This is a genomic window from Micromonospora sp. NPDC023644 (assembly GCF_040640115.1).
Taxonomy (GTDB): Bacteria; Actinomycetota; Actinomycetes; order Mycobacteriales; family Micromonosporaceae; genus Micromonospora.
The window spans coordinates 46,470-63,107 of record NZ_JBFABA010000008.1 but is presented as its reverse complement, the minus strand read 5'-3'; the positions used below and the strand labels follow the sequence as shown (position 1 = coordinate 63,107).

General features: G+C 72.1%; 14 protein-coding genes. 2 read left to right on the top strand and 12 right to left on the bottom strand.

The window, feature by feature from the left end:
- Positions 1-2: 2 nt before the first annotated feature.
- The 8 genes from AB0G08_RS09080 to AB0G08_RS09045 form a co-directional block, all read right to left on the bottom strand.
- Positions 3-1,334 (bottom strand): ABC transporter permease, encoded by a 1,332-nt coding sequence (locus AB0G08_RS09080; RefSeq protein WP_358085300.1) that lies wholly within the window; start codon positions 1,332-1,334, stop codon positions 3-5.
- Positions 1,331-2,869, bottom strand: a complete 1,539-nt coding sequence (locus AB0G08_RS09075) for an ABC transporter ATP-binding protein (RefSeq protein WP_358085589.1) — start codon at positions 2,867-2,869, stop codon at positions 1,331-1,333. The genes AB0G08_RS09080 and AB0G08_RS09075 overlap by 4 nt, the downstream gene beginning before the upstream one ends.
- 262 nt (positions 2,870-3,131) lie before the next feature.
- Complete coding sequence (locus AB0G08_RS09070; protein ID WP_358085297.1) at positions 3,132-4,196, bottom strand: BMP family ABC transporter substrate-binding protein; 1,065 nt, start codon at positions 4,194-4,196, stop codon at positions 3,132-3,134.
- Between the two features lie 277 nt (positions 4,197-4,473).
- Positions 4,474-4,815, bottom strand: a complete 342-nt coding sequence (locus AB0G08_RS09065) for a hypothetical protein (protein ID WP_358085294.1) — start codon at positions 4,813-4,815, stop codon at positions 4,474-4,476.
- Positions 4,816-4,867: 52 nt separating this feature from the next.
- On the bottom strand, positions 4,868-6,679 hold the full coding sequence (locus AB0G08_RS09060; RefSeq protein ID WP_358085291.1) for a glycoside hydrolase family 13 protein: 1,812 nt from the start codon (positions 6,677-6,679) through the stop codon (positions 4,868-4,870).
- 143 nt (positions 6,680-6,822) lie between these two features.
- Entirely contained in the window at positions 6,823-7,632 is an 810-nt protein-coding gene (locus tag AB0G08_RS09055; RefSeq protein ID WP_358085586.1) for an ABC transporter permease subunit, read from the bottom strand.
- Between the two features lie 113 nt (positions 7,633-7,745).
- Positions 7,746-9,386, bottom strand: a complete 1,641-nt coding sequence (locus AB0G08_RS09050; RefSeq protein ID WP_358085289.1) for an ABC transporter permease subunit — start codon at positions 9,384-9,386, stop codon at positions 7,746-7,748.
- Complete coding sequence (locus tag AB0G08_RS09045; protein WP_358085285.1) at positions 9,386-10,639, bottom strand: maltose ABC transporter substrate-binding protein; 1,254 nt, start codon at positions 10,637-10,639, stop codon at positions 9,386-9,388. The genes AB0G08_RS09050 and AB0G08_RS09045 overlap by 1 nt, the downstream gene beginning before the upstream one ends.
- A 199-nt stretch (positions 10,640-10,838) precedes the next feature.
- On the opposite strand from AB0G08_RS09045, the gene AB0G08_RS09040 reads away from it, so the two are divergent.
- Positions 10,839-11,927: a LacI family DNA-binding transcriptional regulator gene (locus tag AB0G08_RS09040; protein WP_358085283.1), complete on the top strand. Its 1,089-nt coding sequence runs from the start codon at positions 10,839-10,841 to the stop codon at positions 11,925-11,927.
- A 329-nt stretch (positions 11,928-12,256) separates the two neighbouring features.
- Entirely contained in the window at positions 12,257-13,891 is a 1,635-nt protein-coding gene (locus AB0G08_RS09035; RefSeq protein WP_358085280.1) for a glycoside hydrolase family 13 protein, read from the top strand.
- A 161-nt stretch (positions 13,892-14,052) separates the two neighbouring features.
- Here the strand turns inward: AB0G08_RS09035 and AB0G08_RS09030 are convergent, their stop codons facing one another.
- Genes AB0G08_RS09030 through AB0G08_RS09015 form a run of 4 tightly spaced genes read right to left on the bottom strand, consistent with a single transcriptional unit; the run spans position 14,053 to position 16,574 of the window.
- Positions 14,053-14,493 carry a hypothetical protein gene (locus AB0G08_RS09030; RefSeq protein WP_358085277.1) on the bottom strand — a complete coding sequence of 147 codons (441 nt, stop codon included), beginning with the start codon at positions 14,491-14,493 and terminating at the stop codon, positions 14,053-14,055.
- A 47-nt stretch (positions 14,494-14,540) separates the two neighbouring features.
- Positions 14,541-15,218, bottom strand: coding sequence for an SRPBCC domain-containing protein (locus AB0G08_RS09025; protein WP_358085275.1), 678 nt, complete (start codon positions 15,216-15,218; stop codon positions 14,541-14,543).
- Between the two features lie 49 nt (positions 15,219-15,267).
- Positions 15,268-15,654 (bottom strand): GntR family transcriptional regulator, encoded by a 387-nt coding sequence (locus AB0G08_RS09020; RefSeq protein WP_358085272.1) that lies wholly within the window; start codon positions 15,652-15,654, stop codon positions 15,268-15,270.
- Positions 15,651-16,574, bottom strand: a complete 924-nt coding sequence (locus tag AB0G08_RS09015; RefSeq protein ID WP_358085269.1) for a YihY/virulence factor BrkB family protein — start codon at positions 16,572-16,574, stop codon at positions 15,651-15,653. The genes AB0G08_RS09020 and AB0G08_RS09015 overlap by 4 nt, the downstream gene beginning before the upstream one ends.
- Positions 16,575-16,638 lie beyond the last annotated feature (64 nt).

Below are 16,638 nucleotides of genomic sequence, written 5' to 3'. Positions count from 1 at the left end.
AGTTACCAGCCCTTCGCCAGGCTCGTCTGCAACCGGGCGGCGCGGGCGGCCCGGAGCTGGAAGATCGCCTTCACCAGGGCCGGCGCGGCGATGAAGATGACGATCAGCGCCTGGAGCACGGTGACCAGCTCCAGTGAGATCCCCGAGTAGGACTGCATCCGGTTGCCGCCGGCCTGGAGCGCGCCGAAGAGCAGCGCGGCCAGCGCGACGCCCCACGGCTTCACCCGGCCGAGCAGCGCCACCAGGATGCCGTCGAAGCCGATCTGCGCGACCACCAGCGGGGTCAGCGCGCTCGCGGTGGAGCCGAGCACCATGTTGGAGCCGCCGAGGCCGGCCAGGATCCCGGCGAAGACCATGATCAGGACGTACGTCCGGGTGACGCTGATGCCGGCGGTCCGCGCGGCGTCCGGGTTGGCGCCGACGGCGCGCAGCTCGAAGCCGAGGGTGGACCGGTTCAGCAGCCACCAGACCGCCCAGGTCGCCAGCACCGCCAGGATGATGCCGGCGTGCACCCGCAGCCCGTCGCCGAGCAGCCGGGGCAGCTGGGCCGACGGGTCGACCGGCCGGCTGATCGCGTCCGTGCGGTTCGGGTCCTGGACGCCGTTCTGCACGATGATCCAGGTCAGGAAGTACGTGGCGATGTAGTTGAGCATGATCGTGTTGATCACCTCGTGGGCGCCGGTACGCGCCTTGAGGATGCCCGGGACGAAGCCCCAGATCGCCCCGCCCAGCGCGCCGGCGAGCACCGCGACGAGCAGGTGCAGGCCGGGCGGCAGCGGGAGCAGGAAGCCGGCCAGCGCGGCCAGGATCACGCCCATGACGGCCTGGCCCTGGGCGCCGATGTTGAACAGGCCGCCCCGGAACGCCAGCGCCACCGACAGGCCGGTGAAGACCAGCGGCGCGGTGTAGGTGAGCGTCTCCGAGATCGGGCTCATCACCGCCTGGAAGCCCACCGCGTCCGGGTCGAAGACCGCGCCCTTGAACAGGTTCCCGTACGCCTCGCTGACCAGCGTCCAGCTCGCGTTCAGCGCGTCGGTCGGGCGGGCGGTGATGTAGCTGTAGGTGGCCAGCACCTCGGGGTCGGACACGATCATCAGGACCGCGCCGACGAGCATCGCCAGCACCAGCGACAGCAGGGTCACCGTGAAGGTGTTCGCCGCCCAGAGGTTGTCCAGGAACAGCCGGCCCAGCGAGGGCTTCGCCTCCGGGGCCGGGCCCTTCGGGGAGGTGGCGGTCCCGGCCCGCTCGGTGTTGCCGAGCGCGGTCTGCGCCGCCTGCGCCTCGGTCGCCGGCTCCTTGTCCGGGGAGCCCGACGGGGGGTTGGGATTGGTCATGCCTCGTCCTCGTTGCCAGGGCCCTCGGCGGCGGGGGCCGCCGCGGCGCCGTCGGCCGGGGTCGTGCCGGTCGTGGCGGCGGACGCCGCGTCGGGGGTGATGCCGGCCATCAGCAGGCCGATCTCCTCGCGGGGGGTGTCCGGGCCGACGATGCCGATGACCCGGCCGCGGTACATCACCGCGATCCGGTCGGCCAGGCCGATCACCTCGTCGAGCTCGCTGGAGACCACCATGACGGCGGTGCCGACGTCCCGCTCCCGGATGACCTGGCTGTGGATGAACTCGATCGACCCGACGTCGACGCCGCGGGTCGGCTGGGCGGCGATGAAGAGCTTCAGCGGCCGGGACAGCTCCCGGGCCACGATGACCTTCTGCTGGTTGCCGCCGGAGAGGGTGCCCACGGGCGCGTCGGCCGAGGAGGTACGCACGTCGAACTGCGCGATCCGCTCCTTCGCCGACTTCGCGATGGCGTCCGGCTTCAGCGCCAGGCCCTTGCCGAAGGGCGGCCGGTCGTAGATGTCGAGCACCAGGTTCTCCGCGACGGAGAACTCCTTGACCAAACCGTCGACGCTGCGGTCCTCGGGCACGTAGCCGACGCCGGCGCGGAGCACCTTCTTGGTAGACCAGCCGTTGACCTGTTGCCCGTCGAGGGTGACCGTGCCGGCGAGCGTGGGGCGCAGCCCCATGATCGCCTCGATCAGCTCGGTCTGGCCGTTGCCCTGCACGCCCGCGACGCCGAGCACCTCGCCCGCGTGCACGGTCAGGTCGATCCCGTCGACCGCGCGGATCTGCCGGTCGTCGTCGACGACCAGGCCGGCGACCTCCAGGACCGGCTTGCCGGGGGTGGCGGGCTCCTTCTCCACGGTGAGCCGCACGCTGCGGCCGACCATGAGCGCGGCCAGTTCGTCCCGGCTCGCCTCCGGGGAGGCGGTGCCCACGGTCTTCCCGCGCCGGATCACCGTGATCCGGTCGGCGATGGCCTTGACCTCGCCCAGCTTGTGGGTGATGAAGACGATCGACTTGCCGGCGGCCTTGAGCGACCGCATCACGGCGAGCAGTTCCTCGGTCTCCTGCGGGGTGAGCACGGCCGTCGGCTCGTCGAGGATGAGCAGGTCGACGTCGCGGGTGAGCGCCTTGACGATCTCCACCCGCTGCTGGATGCCGACCGGCAGGTCCTCGATCACCGCGTCCGGGTCGACCCGCAGGTTGTACCGCTCGGAGACCTCGGCGACCTCGCGCCGGGCCCGCCGCCGGTCCAGGAAGCCGGCGATGCCGCCCCGGACCTGCTCGGCGCCGAGCATGATGTTCTCGGTCACGGTGAAGACGGGCACCAGCATGAAGTGCTGGTGCACCATGCCGATCCCGGCCGCGATCGCGTCGGAGGGCCCCCGCAGCTTCAGCGGCGCGCCGTCGACCAGGATCTCGCCCTCGTCGGGCTGGTAGAGCCCGTAGAGCACGTTCATCAGGGTCGACTTGCCCGCGCCGTTCTCGCCGAGCAGGGCGTGGATCTCTCCAGGCTCCACCGTCAGGTCGATGTGGTCGTTGGCGACCAGGTCACCGAACCGTTTGGTGATGCCGCGCAGTTCGAGTCTCAGCGCAACCTCCTGGAGTGCGAAGCGATGGTGCAGCGTAGCTGCCGATGTACCGCTCGCGGCGCGGGGCCGTCGTCGGGTGTAGCGGATCGGCCGCCCCGGCGTCGTGGGGGATCCCCGCGACGCCGGGGCGGCCGGATCGTCGTGCTGTACCGCTCGCCGGCCTACCCGGGTGATCGTCTCACCGCGGGCGGCCGGCGGAGCCTCACTTCGGCTGGGCCGCGGAGGTGACGGTGACGGTGCCGGCGGCGATGTCCGCCTTCAGCTTGTCGATCTCGGCCTTCAGTTCGGCCGGGACCTTGCTGTCGAACTCGTGGTACGGGGCGAGCCCGACGCCGTTGTTGGACAGGTTGCCGAGGTAGCCCGGGGTGGCCGACAGCTTCTCGCCGTTGGCGGCCTTGACGACGGCCTCCTTGACGGCGTCCGGGATGTTCTTCTCGACGGTGGTGATGATCGCCGCGCAGTCCTGGGTGCTCTCGCAGCCGTCGACGTCCACCCAGATGGTGTTGTACTTGCCGCCCGACGCCTTGGCCGCGCCGGTGGTGCCGAGGCCGGCGCCGCCGGCGACCGGCATGATGATGTCGGCGCCCTGGGCGACCAGCGCGTCGCTGACCTTCTTGCCCTCGTCCTGCTTGACGAAGTCGTTGGTGAAGGAGCCCTTCTGGGCGGCCTTGTCCCAGCCGACGACCTTGACGGTCTTGCTCTTCGTCTTGTTGTAGTGCGCGACGCCGTCGGCGTAGCCGTCCATGAAGATGGTGACCGGCGGGATCGGCAGGCCGCCGTAGGTGCCCACCGTGCCGCTCTTGGTCATGCCGGCGGCCAGGTAACCGGCGAGGAAGCCGGCCTGGGCGGTGTCGAACTGCATCGGGTAGACGTTGGTCTCCGCGACCTTCGCGTCGACGATGCCGAACTGCTGGTTCGGGTTCGCCTTGGCGATCTTGGAGGTGGCGTCACCCATCAGGCCGCCGACGGCCAGGATGAAGTCGCACTTCTGGTTGACGTACTGGGTCAGGTTGACCTCGTAGTCCGCCTCGGCCTTCGACGCGACGTACTTGATGTCGATCTTGTCGTTGGCCTTCTTGGCCTCCTCCAGGCCCTTCCAGGCGGAGGTGTTGAACGACTTGTCGTCGATGCCGCCGACGTCGGTCACCATGCAGGCGCTGTACTTCTTGTCGCCGCTGCCGGCGTTGTTGTTCTCCTCGGGAGCCTCGCCACACGCGGCGGCGCTCAGCACGAGCCCACCCACCGCGACGACGGAGGCAATCCGCATCCCACGCACAGAGCGCAAGACGTCTCCTTCCCATTGCACACCGCGTCCTGCACGGTGGCAGCCCTTTGAGCCGGCCTGCGCTGCGCCGCCGGCGTCCCACGTTACGGACGGGAGCGTACGCCCGCGCCCACCCACCGGCCGACAATCGTGCACGACTGTTGAGCGCCTGTTACCCCTACGTAACCCTTAGGTGGGCCAGATCACTCTCGGTGCTGGTAGATGCGCGGGGCGGCGTCGCGGAACGTCCGGTTCTGCGCGTCGCCCCCTGCCGGTGACGTTACCGCCAGAAGACGGCCACCGCCGCGTTGACCAGGGTCAACCCGACGATCGCCAGGAAGTGCCCCCGGTTGACCACGTCGCGCTTCCGGGAGAAGAACACCATGACGAAGATCAGTATGGCGAGCACCAACTTGGTAACAAGTTTCGCGGGCGCCGGCTCGTCGCCGTCCCGCAGCGGCGCGGAGAGGCCGAACCCGGTCGCCAGCATGATCACGGACCCCCACAGCATGGGTGGGTTGATCCGCAGCTTCCCGCTGACGTACTGGACGATCGCCCCGCCGAGCAGCAGGGCGAAACCGATCAGATGGACGTAGCGAAGTATCAGTCTCAGAGCTTCCACGGGCACATCCTCCCCCATCAACGACGGATTGTAGTAGCGGGGCGGGTAGGGGTCAGGAGAGCCGCCAGGCCTGGAAGGTGGGGCCGTCCGCCGGGAGGGTGACCGCGCCGTCGGCGTCGGGGCGCAGGGCGGGGGCGCCGCCGTACAGGTTCTCGCCCGGCCGCAGCCCGGTCAGGCGCAGCGGCTCGCCGGCGGCGCGGCGGGCCAGCACCAGCACCGTGCCGGTCGGCGCCTCGCGCAGGAAGACCAGCGTGTCCGCGTCGGCGTGCAGCCAGCGCAGGCCGCCGTGGCGCAGCGCGGGCTCCGCGCGGCGCAGCGCGACCAGGGCGCGGTACGCGGCGAACGTCGCGGCGTCCCAGCTCTCCGGCCGGTGCCACGGCATCGGGGTACGCGAGCCCTCGCCGTTGGTGCCGGTCAGGCCCAGCTCGTCGCCCGCGAAGATCATCGGGGTGCCGGGCATGGCGGCGAGCAGGCCGGCGGCGACCTCCTGCCGCGCGGCGTCGCCGACCACCGTCCTGATCCGGGCGGAGTCGTGCGAGCCGAGCAGCTGCCACGAGTGCGTGTACGACCGCCAGGAGACCAGCGAGCGGTAGGCGTTCATGGTGGCGAGGACCGCGTCCGCGTCCCGGCGCACCACCCCGCCCGGGGTGCCGAGGAAGTTCGGTACCGGCTGGTCGCCGTGGCGCAGCCAGGACCAGACCGGGTCGGTGAAGCCGACGTAGTTCATCGTGCCGTGCCAGCCGTTCCGGTCCAGGTCGCCGGTGTGGTCGTGGCCGTGCTCGGCCATCAGCAGCGCGTCGGCCCGGGTCCGCCCGACCACCTCGCGCAGCAGCGCCGCCACCTCGTGGGTGTACGCGTCGGCGCCCCGCCGCCCGGTCATGTTCGCCACGTCCACCCGCCAGCCGTCCAGCCCGTACGGCGGGCGCAGCCAGCGGCGCAGCAGCGAGTCGTCGGCGGTGGCGAAGCGCTGGCGCAGCTCGGCGCTGCCCCAGTTCAGCTTCGGCAGCGACCGGACCCCGTTCCAGGACTCGTAGTCTCCGGTCGTCTCGTCGAAGTAGTACAGCTCCCGCTCGGGCGCGCAGGAGTCGGAGGCGGCCCTGGTGAACCACTCGTGCGCGTCGCCGGTGTGGTTGCTGGTGATGTCGCCGAGCAGCCGCCAGCCCCGGGCGCGTACGGCGTCGGCGAGGCGGGCCAGGGCGGCGTCCCCGCCGAGCAGCGGGTCGACGGTGTCGAAGCTGGCCGCGTCGTAGCGGTGGTTGGAGCGGGCCGGGAAGATCGGCGTCAGGTAGACGGTGTTCACGCCGAGGCGGTCCAGGTGGTCCAGCCGCCCGGTGACGCCGTCCAGGTCGCCGCCGTAGAACTGCCGGGGGGTCTCGGGGCCCCGCCCGATCACCGGGGTGTCCCAGTCGCACGGGATCGCCCAGTCCGGCAGCTCGCGGCCGGCGGCGGCGGCGGAGCGGGCGAACCGGTCCGGGAAGATCTGGTAGATCACCGCGTCGCGGGCCCAGGCGGGCGGCGGGGCGTGGGTGACCAGCTTGAAGTCGCCGTTGTCGGGCACGTCGTGGGCCACCACGCCGGCGGCGTTCAGCCAGCGGTAGCCGCGGCTGCCGGTGAGCATGAACCGGTAGTTGCTGACCGGGTTGCGGGCCTCGACGGGCACCCGCCACCAGACGTCGCCGCCGTCGGTGCGGTCGACGACCGCCTCGGTGAACCGGGGCTCGCCGTCGCCGGTGGTGCGCACGTGCACCTGCCGGACGTCGGCGCCGGCCGGCACCCGGACGAAGACGTCGACGGAGTCGCCGAGCGCGGGTTCCTGCTCGGGGACGTACAGGGCGGAGCCGTCGTGGTGCGGCAACAGGGACATGGCGGTGCCTTTCGCGTCGGTCGGACGGGGAGAGAAAGGGGTCTCCCGCCGCGGCCGGTTTCCCGACCGCGGCGGTCGACCCGTGACTGCTCCGGTGTACGTCGGACGCCGACGCCCTTGCCGCAGCGGTGAGCCGAGGAGGCTCAGCCCTTGACGGCTCCGGCGGTGAGGCCGGAGACGATGTAGCGCTGGACCATCTGGAAGACCAGCACCGTGGGGATCGCGGTGAGCAGGGTGCCCGCCGCGAAGATCCCGAAGTTGTTGTTGCGCTCCCCGGCCACCAGGCCGAACATGCCGACCGCGAGGGTCTTCGACTCGCTGTTGGTCAGGAAGACGTTCGCCATCAGGAACTCGTTGATGGTGCCGATGAAGGCGAGCAGGCCGGTCACCGCCAGGATCGGGGCCACCAGCGGCAGCATGATCCGGAAGAAGACCTGGGCGTGCGTGGCGCCGTCCATCGTGGCCGACTCGTCCAGCTCCCGGGGAAGCGTGTCGAAGAAGCCCTTCATCAGCCAGGTGTTCACGCCCAGGGCGCCGCCCAGGTAGAGCAGCAGCAGGCCCCACGGGGTGTTGAAGCCGATCGCCGGCCAGAGGTCGGTGATCGTCGTGAAGATCAGGAAGATCGCCACGATCGCCAGGAACTGCGGGAACATCTGGATCAGCAGGAGCGAGAGCAGACCGACCCGGCGGCCGGCGAAGCGCATCCGGGAGAAGGCGTACGCCGCCAGCGCCGACAGGAAGACCGACGCGAACGAGGCCACCCCGGCGATGAGCAGCGAGTTGAAGAACCACCACTCGAACGCCGTACGGTCGAAGAGGTTCGTGAAGTTCTCCACCGACGCCCCGGTCGGCAGCAGCTCCGTCGAGGAGAGCGTGCCGAGCGGGTTGAGCGCGGCCGAGAGCACGAACAGGATCGGGAAGAGGCTGAACGCGACCGCCAGCACGCCCACCAGGTGACGCCAGCCGACCTGGGCGAACCACCGGTTGCGGCGCCGGCCCGCGTTGCGGTTGACGGCCGGGGCGGCGCCGCTCGCGCCGCCCGCGGCCGCAGTGCCGTGCAGCGCGGTCACGAGTACACCTCCTCCTGCTTACGGGTGCGCCGGAAGCTCACCGCCGACACCACCGCGACGATGGTGAAGATGAAGATCGACACCGCGGCCGCCAGGCCGAACTGGGCGCCCTGCGCGCCGAAGGCCAGCCGGTACGTGTACGTGATCAGCAGGTCCGTCGCCCCCGCGGTCGGGTTGTCCGCCGGGAAGGGGCCGCCCTCGGTCGTCAGGTAGATCGCGTTGAAGTTGTTGAAGTTGTACGCGAACGACGCGATCAGCAGCGGGGAGAGCGCCACCAGCAGCAGCGGCAGGGTGACCGACCGGAACGACTGCCAGGGCGACGCGCCGTCGACCGAGGACGCCTCGGTCAGCTCCTTCGGGATGGCCTGGAGCGCGCCCGTGGCGACCAGGAACATGTACGGGTAGCCGAGCCAGAGCTGCACCAGGATCACCGCGACCCGGGCCGACCACTCCTGGCCGAACCAGTCCACCCCGAGCCCGAACAGGTTGTTGATCAGGCCGAAGTCGGTGTTGAACATGTCCCGCCAGACCAGCAGCATCGCGAAGGACGGCATGGCGTACGGCAGGATCAGCAGGACGCGGTAGAGGTTGGTGCCCCGCATCCGGGGCGAGTGCAGGGCCAGGGCGATGAACATGCCCAGGACGAACGTGCCGCCGGTGGAGCCGATGGCGAAGGCGAAGTTCCACAGCAGCGTGCCGAAGAACGGCCCGGAGATGGCCGGGTCGGTGAGCACCCGGGAGAAGTTCTCCAGCCCGACGGTGACCTTCCAGCCCTGGGCCAGCCGCTCGCCGTCGGCGGCCACGAAGGCCCCGGTCTCCTCGTCCGCCTTCCAGGTCCTGCCGGTCTCGGTGTCGGTGATGCAGTCGCAGCCCGCGTCGTACGACCGGACCGCCTTGCCCTCGTAGGCGCGGGACAGGCCGGCGGAGCGCAGCGCGCCCCCGGACGTCGGCACCACCAGGTCGGTGATCTCCTGGCTGCGGGCGCTGGCCTGGCCGAAGTTGAGCACCGTGTAACCGTCGGCGGCGGTGACCTTGCCGCCCGGGGCCACGGTGACGTCGGCCGGGTCGAGCTGGCGCAGCCCGCCGGCGTCGCCGGCCGAGACGGTGCCGGTGCCCGGGTCGCTGACCAGGAAGACGAGCGGGCCGGTCGCCGGGTCGCCCTCGGTGGCGACGGAGAGGGCGTACTCGGTGGAGCCGGGCACCTGCTTGACCGAGGCGGTCTGGATGGCGACGACGGCGTCCTGCTTGGTGCCGCGGTGGCCGTCGCCGAAGTTCGTGAAGGCGGTGCTCGCCGTGTAGAGCACCGGGACGATCTGGAACGCGATCAGGAAGAGCGTGCCGGGGACCAGGTACTTCGCCGGGATGTGCCGGCGGGTCAGGTAGAGGTAGAAGAGCCCGGCGGTGGTGGCGACGAGCAGCGCCAGGCCGACCCACTTCTTCGCGTCGACGAGCGGGAAGGCCGCCCAGATCGCGATCCCGGCGGTCAGGCCGAGCAGGACCACCTTGACGAGCAGACCGCTCGCGGTGATCGGCGCGTGGTGCCGCGCGGTGCGGGACTTGCCCGGGAGCCCGCCGCCGACGGGCTCCCGGCCCGGGGGCTGCGTGGCAGCCCCCGGGCCGGACAGCGACGTGCTCATTACTTGATCTGGCCGGAGATGGTCTTGCCGGCCGCGGTGATCGTCTTGGCCGGGTCGGCGCCGCCGATGATGGCGGCCTCGGCCTTGCCGAACGGGTCCCAGATGGTGGCCATGGCCGGGATCGCCGGGAGCACCTGGCCGTTCTTGCCGGCCTCCTGGAACTTGGCCAGGTCCGGGTCGGTGCCCTTGACCTGGTCGAGCGCGGCGGTCAGCGCCGGCGGACGGGGCTCGGCGTTGTAGAGCGCCACGGCCAGCTCGGGGGTGGTGACGTGGTTGGCCACGAACTCCTGGGCCAGGGCCTTGTTCTTGCCCTTCGACGCCACGTAGAACGCCTGGACGCCCACGAACGGCTGGGCCTCCTTGCCACCGGCGAAGCCGGGGACCGGGGAGATGTCGTACTTGATGTTGGCCTTCTTGGCGTCCGCGACGGCCCACGGGCCGGAGACCAGGTAGGCGCACTTCTTGCCGGTGAAGGTGGCGATCGAGTTCTCGCCCGTGATCGAGCGCTTCAGCGCGCCCTCGCCCTTCTCACCGAGCTTGGCGATCTTCTTGAACGCCTCGATCGACTCCGGCTTGCCCACGCCCAGGTCCTTCGGGTCGTAGTCGCCGTTGGCGGTCGTGCCGAAGAGGTACCCGCCACCGGAGGTGTAGAGCGGGTAGATGTGGTACGCGTCGCCGTTCTGGCCGGACTGGAGGCAGAGGATCTCGCTGGCCTTCTTCTCGGCCTTGAGCTTCTTGCCGGCGGCGACCAGGTCCTCGATGGTCTTCGGCGCCTCGGGGGCCAGCTCGGTGTTGCGGATCAGCGCCAGGTTCTCCATGGCGTACGGCACGCCGTAGAGCTGGCCGTTGAACGTCACGGCCTTGACGGCGGTCTCGTTGAAGCCGCTCTTCTGCTCGGCGGCGAGCTGCACCGGGTCGATGGCGCCGTTCTGGACGAGGTTGCCGATCCAGTCGTGCGCGCCGACCACGACGTCCGGGCCGCTGCCCTGCTGCGAGGCGGTGACGAAGTTGGTCTGGAGGTCCTTGGAGACGGCCTGGACCTCGACCGTCACGCCGTTCTCCTGGCCGAACTTCTCGGCGAACGGCTTGAGGGCGGCGGTGCGCTTGTCGTCGGCCCAGATCACCAGCTTGCCGCCGGCGGCGGCCTTGGTGGATTCCTTCGCGGCCGGCTCGTCGCTGCTGTCGCTGCCGCAGCCCGAGGCGGCGAGCGCCAGGCCGAGGACGGCGACCACACCCGCGGTACGGATGCGCATCGGTACTCCTGTCGTCATGGCGGCACGCCGGGGGAAGGGCGACCCGCCAGTGGAAGCTCTGTAAATTTCTTGCCAACCGGCGCCCGGCGTGCTGCGCCGCTGCTCTCGCGTGTTGCGGGGACGTTAGCAAGAGGTTGCAGAGAATGGAAGGGATTGCAGAAGTGTACGCAAGAACTTGCCGGTGAGTTAAAGTGCGCCCATGCGCGCTCGACTGTCCGACATCGCCCAACAGGCCGAAGTCAGCGAGGCCACGGTGTCGCGGGTGCTCAACGACCGCCCCGGAGTGGCCCCCGAGACCCGGCAGGCCGTACTGACCGCCCTCGATGTACTCGGTTACGAGCGCCCGGCGCGGCTGCGCAAGCGCAGCGCCGGGCTCGTGGGCCTGGTGGTCCCCGAACTCGACAACCCCATCTTCCCCGCCTTCGCCCAGGTGATCGAGTCGACCCTGGCGCAGAGCGGCTTCACGCCCGTGCTGTGCACCCAGACCGCCGGCGGGGTCACCGAGGACGAGTACGTCGAGATGCTGCTGGACCGGCAGGTCTCCGGAATAGTCTTCGTCTCCGGCCTGCACGCCGACACCGCCGCCAACCACGACCGCTACCGGGCCCTGATCGCCCGCCCGCTGCCCGTCGTGATGATCAACGGGTACGCGCCCGGTATCCCCGCGCCCTTCGTCTCCTGCGACGACGGGGAGGCCACCGAGCTGGCCGTCGCCCACCTGGTGGCACTCGGGCACCGCCGCATCGGCCTGATCACCGGCCCGGACCGGTTCGTGCCGGTGCAGCGTCGGGTGGCCGGCTTCCGTGCCGCGATGGGCCGGCTGGTCGGCGTCGACGAGGCCGGCCTCGACGAGCTGGCCGAGCTCTCCCTGTTCGGCGTGGAGGGCGGCGAGGCCGCCGCGGCCCGGCTGCTGGAGCGCGGCGTCACCGGCATCGTCTGCGGCTCCGACCTGATGGCGCTCGGCGCGATCCGGGCCGCCCGGCAGCGCGGCATGTCGGTCCCCGGCGAGCTGTCGGTGGTCGGCTACGACGACTCCCCGCTGATGGCCTTCACGGATCCGCCGCTGACCACCATGCGCCAGCCGGTGGCCGCGATGGCGGTCGCCGCCGTCCGGGCCCTGGTCGACGAGATCAACGGGCACGCCGCCCCGAACTCGGAGTACGTGTTCCGCCCGGAACTGGTGGTGCGCGGCTCCACCGCGGTCGCCCCCACCGGCGCCGCGCGACCGGCCCAGGGCGGCGCCTCGCGGCAGCGCCCGGCGCCGCCCGCGCTCGCCGTCCCGGCCTGACCGCCCCGGACTCCCGGCCCCGCCCGCGCCGGGCTCCCGCCTGCCCGCCCCGGCCCTCACCCATCCTGGTCCTCGCCCGCCCCGGTCCTCGCCCATCCTGGCCCTCGCCCGTCCTGGCCCTCGCCCGGCCCTCGTCCGGCCTGGTCGGCGGGCCATCGAAGGGCCGGCCGGACGTGAGCCGGCAGGGTGACGGCACGGCCGCCGCCATTTCTTGCGCAAGGAATGCTTGACTCTTGCAGTAACGGGCGGCATTCTGCTCAGACACCGCCCCCGCACCCGCACCGCGCCGGGTGCCGCCGTCCCGCGCCACAGAACGGGGAACGCCACAGATGACCGTCAGCAACCCCACGCCGCCGACCACCGACGACGACTGGTGGCGCTCCGCGGTCGTCTACCAGGTCTACGTCCGCAGCTTCGCCGACTCCAACGGCGACGGCGTCGGCGACCTCCAGGGCATCCGCGAGCGCCTGCCGTACCTGCGCGACCTCGGGGTGGACGCGCTCTGGCTGACGCCCTTCTACACCTCGCCGATGATCGACGGCGGGTACGACGTCGCCGACTACCGCGACGTCGACCCGATGTTCGGCACGCTCGCCGACTTCGACGCGATGATCACCGACGCGCACGCCCTCGGCCTGCGGATCATCGTCGACCTGGTGCCCAACCACACCTCCAGCGCGCACCCGTGGTTCCAGGCGGCGCTGGCGGCCGGGCCCGGCTCCCCCGAGCGCGCGCGCTACCTCTTCGCCGAGGGCACCGGCGAGAACGGCGAACTGCCCCCGAACGACTGGGAGAGCATCTTCGGCGGCCCCGCGTGGACGCGGATCGACGACGGCCAGTGGTACCTGCACCTGTTCGACCCGGCCCAGCCGGACCTGAACTGGCGTCATCCCGAGGTGCGCGCCGAGTTCGAGGGCGTGCTGCGCTTCTGGCTCGACCGGGGCGTGGACGGGTTCCGGATCGACGTGGCGCACGGCATGATCAAGGCCGAAGGGCTGCCGGACGTCGGGTTCAGCTCGATGACCACCGGCCAGCGTCAGGCGGAGCTGCTCGGCAAGGGCCGGCTCCCCTACTTCGACCAGGACGAGGTGCACGACATCTACCGCGCCTGGCGGCCGATCCTCGACAGCTACCCGGGCGGCCGGATGGCGGTCGCCGAGGCGTGGGCCGAGACCCCGCAGCGCCTCGCCCGCTACATCGGCCCCGACGAGCTGCACCAGGCGTTCAGCTTCGACTTCCTCGACGCGACCTGGTCGGCCGACTCGTTCCGCAAGGTCATCGACACCGCGCTCGCCGAGTCGACCATCGTCGGCGCGCCCACCACCTGGGTGCTCTCCAACCACGACAAGCAGCGGCACGTCACCCGCTACGGTGACGGCGCCGAGGGGCTGCGCCGGGCGCGGGCCGCCACCCTGCTGATGCTCGCCCTGCCCGGCTGCGCCTACATCTACCAGGGCGAGGAACTGGGCCTGCCGGAGGTGCTCGACCTGCCAGACGAGCTGCGCCAGGACCCGGCGTTCCTGCGCACCGGCCAGAGCCGGGACGGTTGCCGCGTGCCGATCCCGTGGAGCGGCGAGCTGGCCCCGTACGGCTTCGGGCCGGAGGGCAGCGAACTGAGCTGGCTGCCGGCCCCGGCGACCTGGCGCGCCCTCTCGGTCGCCGCCCAGACCGGCGTGCCCGGCTCGACGCTGGAGCTCTACCGCACCGCGCTGCGGATCCGCCGGGAGCACCCGGCGCTGGCCGCCGACGCGGGCGGGGTCACCTGGTTGGAGGCCGGGCCGGGCCTGCTCGCCTTCAGCCGCGCCGCCGGCGACACCGTGCTGACCTGCGTGGTCAACATCAGCGGTGCGCCGGCCCTGATCGACGGGTACGGCGCGCCGATCGCCGCCAGCGAGCCGCTCACCGGGCAGGGCTCCGGCCACCTGCTTCCGGTCGACGCGGCTGCCTGGTTCGAACGGCGCTGAGCGGGTAACCCGTCATCGACCTGGTCGTCCGTTGTGCCCCGCGCCGACGGGCGACTGGGCTACCGACCCCTTGTGGTGGGGGGTGAGGTGGCGCCGGCGCCCCTGGAGTCCGCTCCGGGGGTGCCGGCGTCCATCTGGGCGCGTGTCGCGCCCGGATCGGCTCAGGCGCCGCCGGTGAGCTTGGCGGCGATGCGCCCGAAGCCGGCCCGCAGCTCGGCCTCGGTGGGCGGGGCGAGCGGCTCCGCACGGTCCTCCTCCGCTGCCGCCGCCTCCAGTTCCTCGTCGATCGTGTCCTCGAAGTCGCCGTAGAGGTCGGCCTGGTCGAGCTGCGCCGCCTCGTCCTCGGCGGCGACCTGCGCCGCGGCGATCTCGCCCCGGATCTCCTCGGCCGAGAGCGCGGGCAGCAGCGGCTCGACCACCGCCATCAGCTGCTCCTCGGCGACGATCGCCTCGGCCAGCGCGAGGGCGTGCGGTCGCTCGTAGGGGCCGCAGACCACCGGTTCCCACTCGTCGGCGTCGCCGAGCGGGCCGAAGGTGATGATCCACGGCAGGCCGAGCATCGGCGAGCCGTCCGGCAGGTCCAGTGTCACGAGTGCGCCCACGCGCCCATCATGGTCCGTCGCGCCGCAGACCCGGGAGGCAATCGCCCCTATTCACCGTCGGGATCCCGCCGCGCGGTCGCCGGCGGGGCGGCCGGAACGCCGACGGCGGCCTGCCACCGGGCCGACCAGACCCGGCGCAGGCGGTCGAGCCCGGCCTCGTCCAGGCCGTAGGCGCTGACCGTCAGGCTGACGGGCGAGGCCGCGCCGTCGCCCAGCGGCGCGCCGGCGGCCACGGCGAGCAGCCGCCCCTCGGCGTCCACCACGATCCGCTGGCGCGGGCTGTCGTGCCACCGCTGCGTCGGGCCCGCCGCGTCGAGCACGGCGAGCGCCTGCGCCCCGGTCGCGGTGCCCGTCAGGTGCACGGTGTGCCGCGGCCCCGCCGGTGCCCGCTCCAGCAGGAAGCGCAGCTGCTCGAAGAACGCCCGCCAGCCCTCCGTGATCGCGTCCCACCCGGCGACGTCGGCCGTCGCGGGGACGGCCACCCGCAGCAGCGTCCGGTCGCCCTCGCCCACGAGCTGGAGCTCCTGCCCGGCGGCCAGCGCGATCCGGTCCGGCGGGGCGGGCTCGGCGTGGTCGACGAAGATGAACCGGATCTCGTCGGCCAGGCCCTCGTGGTCCCAGCCGAACCACTGCCGCACCTGCTCCGGCTCGGTCAGGGCCCGCCAGATCCGGTCGGCGGGGGCGGCCACCGCCGTCTCGACCAGGATGGTGTGCGCCTCGGGCATCGGTCTCCTCCTGCTGTCGTCGTCGGCGGCGGCCGGGTCGACCGCGCCGTCAGCCCGGTCGCGCCGCGTCCAACGCCGCGCGGACCAGGGCCAGCGCCGCCGCGGGCGGCACGCCCAACCGGGCGGCCTCGGCGGCGTAGTCGGCCGCCACCCGCTGCAACCGGTCCGTCGCATCATCGCGCCCGGGTGCGACGAAAGTGCCGTGCCGGCCGCGGGTCTCCAGCAGACCGGCCGTCTCCAGCTCCCGGTAGGCCCGGGCCACCGTGTTCGCCGCCAGCCCCAGGTCGGCCGCGAAGCGTCGGACGGTGGGCAGCCGGGTGCCCACCGCCAACCGGCCCGTCCCGATCAGCTCCGCGAGCTGCCCGCGCACCTGCTCGTACGGCGGCACCGCCGAGCCCTGGTCGACCGAGATCCGCACGCCCGCTCCCCCACTCATCCGGCCCCGCCCGGGGCGCCGGGATCCGTGTCCGCGTCCAGGTCCACCGGCGCCGGGCCCTCCGCCAGGTCCACCACCCGCCCGCGCGGGCTGGTCGCGGCCAGCGCCGCGCCGAAGAGCACCAACTGGTTGAGCAGGTAGAGGTAGAGCAGCAGCCCCACGGCGCCCGCCACCACCGTGTACGCCGGGTTCCGCTCGGTGCGCACCACGTAGAAGCGCCCGACGGTGTTCAGCAGCGTGATGCCGACCGCGACCAGCACCACCACCGGGCGCAGCCGGGCCCGGCTCATCCGCAGCCTCGGCACCGCCACCAGCAGCAGGGTGGCCAGCACCGCGTTGACCAGCACGCTGAGCACCGCGCTGACCGTGGTCAGGCCGAGCGAGCCGGTGCTGCGCAGCAGGAAGCCCAGCAGCGACTCCAGGGCGTCCACCGCCGCCACCGAGACGCCGAGCAGCACGAAGATGACCACCAGCACGCCCAGGTCGACCAGGCGGCGGACCACCAGGTTGCCGGGCTGCTGGTTGAGCCCGTACATGAGCCGCTGGGAGGAGCGGATCGCCTCCACCCAGCCGATCCCGGTGAACGCCAGGATGATCAGGCCGACCACCCCGACCGTGCCGCTGCTGTCGGCGATCTGCACGGGGTCGAGGAACGGCAGGTTCTCCCCGAGGAAGTCCGCGGCGGCCGCGCTGACCTCGTCGTTGTCCTCCAGGATGGCCCCGAAGATCGAGTATCCGACCAGCGCCAGCGCGAAGACCGCGAAGAACCCGTAGTAGGCGATGGCGGCGGCCAGCCGCCCGCCCAGCACGTCGTTGTAGAGCACGCCGGCCCGCCACAGGTGGTCGGCGGCGGACCACCGGCGGCGCGTGGCGCTGATCCGACGGTCGATGCCCGCCTCGATGCGGCCCAGCACGTTCACGCCGTCATCCTCGCCGATCTCCCACGCCCGTGCGGGCAACCGGGCGGCAGCCCGCGCCGGGCAG

What these genes read in the sequence shown, in the direction of transcription:
- AB0G08_RS09080 (WP_358085300.1), bottom strand. Translation starts at nt 1,334, where the DNA reads ATGACCAATCCCAACCCCCCGTCGGGCTCCCCGGACAAGGAGCCGGCG.
- AB0G08_RS09070 (WP_358085297.1), bottom strand. Translation starts at nt 4,196, where the DNA reads ATGCGGATTGCCTCCGTCGTCGCGGTGGGTGGGCTCGTGCTGAGCGCC.
- AB0G08_RS09060 (WP_358085291.1), bottom strand. Translation starts at nt 6,679, where the DNA reads ATGTCCCTGTTGCCGCACCACGACGGCTCCGCCCTGTACGTCCCCGAG.
- AB0G08_RS09050 (WP_358085289.1), bottom strand. Translation starts at nt 9,386, where the DNA reads ATGAGCACGTCGCTGTCCGGCCCGGGGGCTGCCACGCAGCCCCCGGGC.
- AB0G08_RS09045 (WP_358085285.1), bottom strand. Translation starts at nt 10,639, where the DNA reads ATGCGCATCCGTACCGCGGGTGTGGTCGCCGTCCTCGGCCTGGCGCTC.
- AB0G08_RS09040 (WP_358085283.1), top strand. Translation starts at nt 10,839, where the DNA reads ATGCGCGCTCGACTGTCCGACATCGCCCAACAGGCCGAAGTCAGCGAG.
- AB0G08_RS09035 (WP_358085280.1), top strand. Translation starts at nt 12,257, where the DNA reads ATGACCGTCAGCAACCCCACGCCGCCGACCACCGACGACGACTGGTGG.
- AB0G08_RS09025 (WP_358085275.1), bottom strand. Translation starts at nt 15,218, where the DNA reads ATGCCCGAGGCGCACACCATCCTGGTCGAGACGGCGGTGGCCGCCCCC.
- AB0G08_RS09020 (WP_358085272.1), bottom strand. Translation starts at nt 15,654, where the DNA reads ATGAGTGGGGGAGCGGGCGTGCGGATCTCGGTCGACCAGGGCTCGGCG.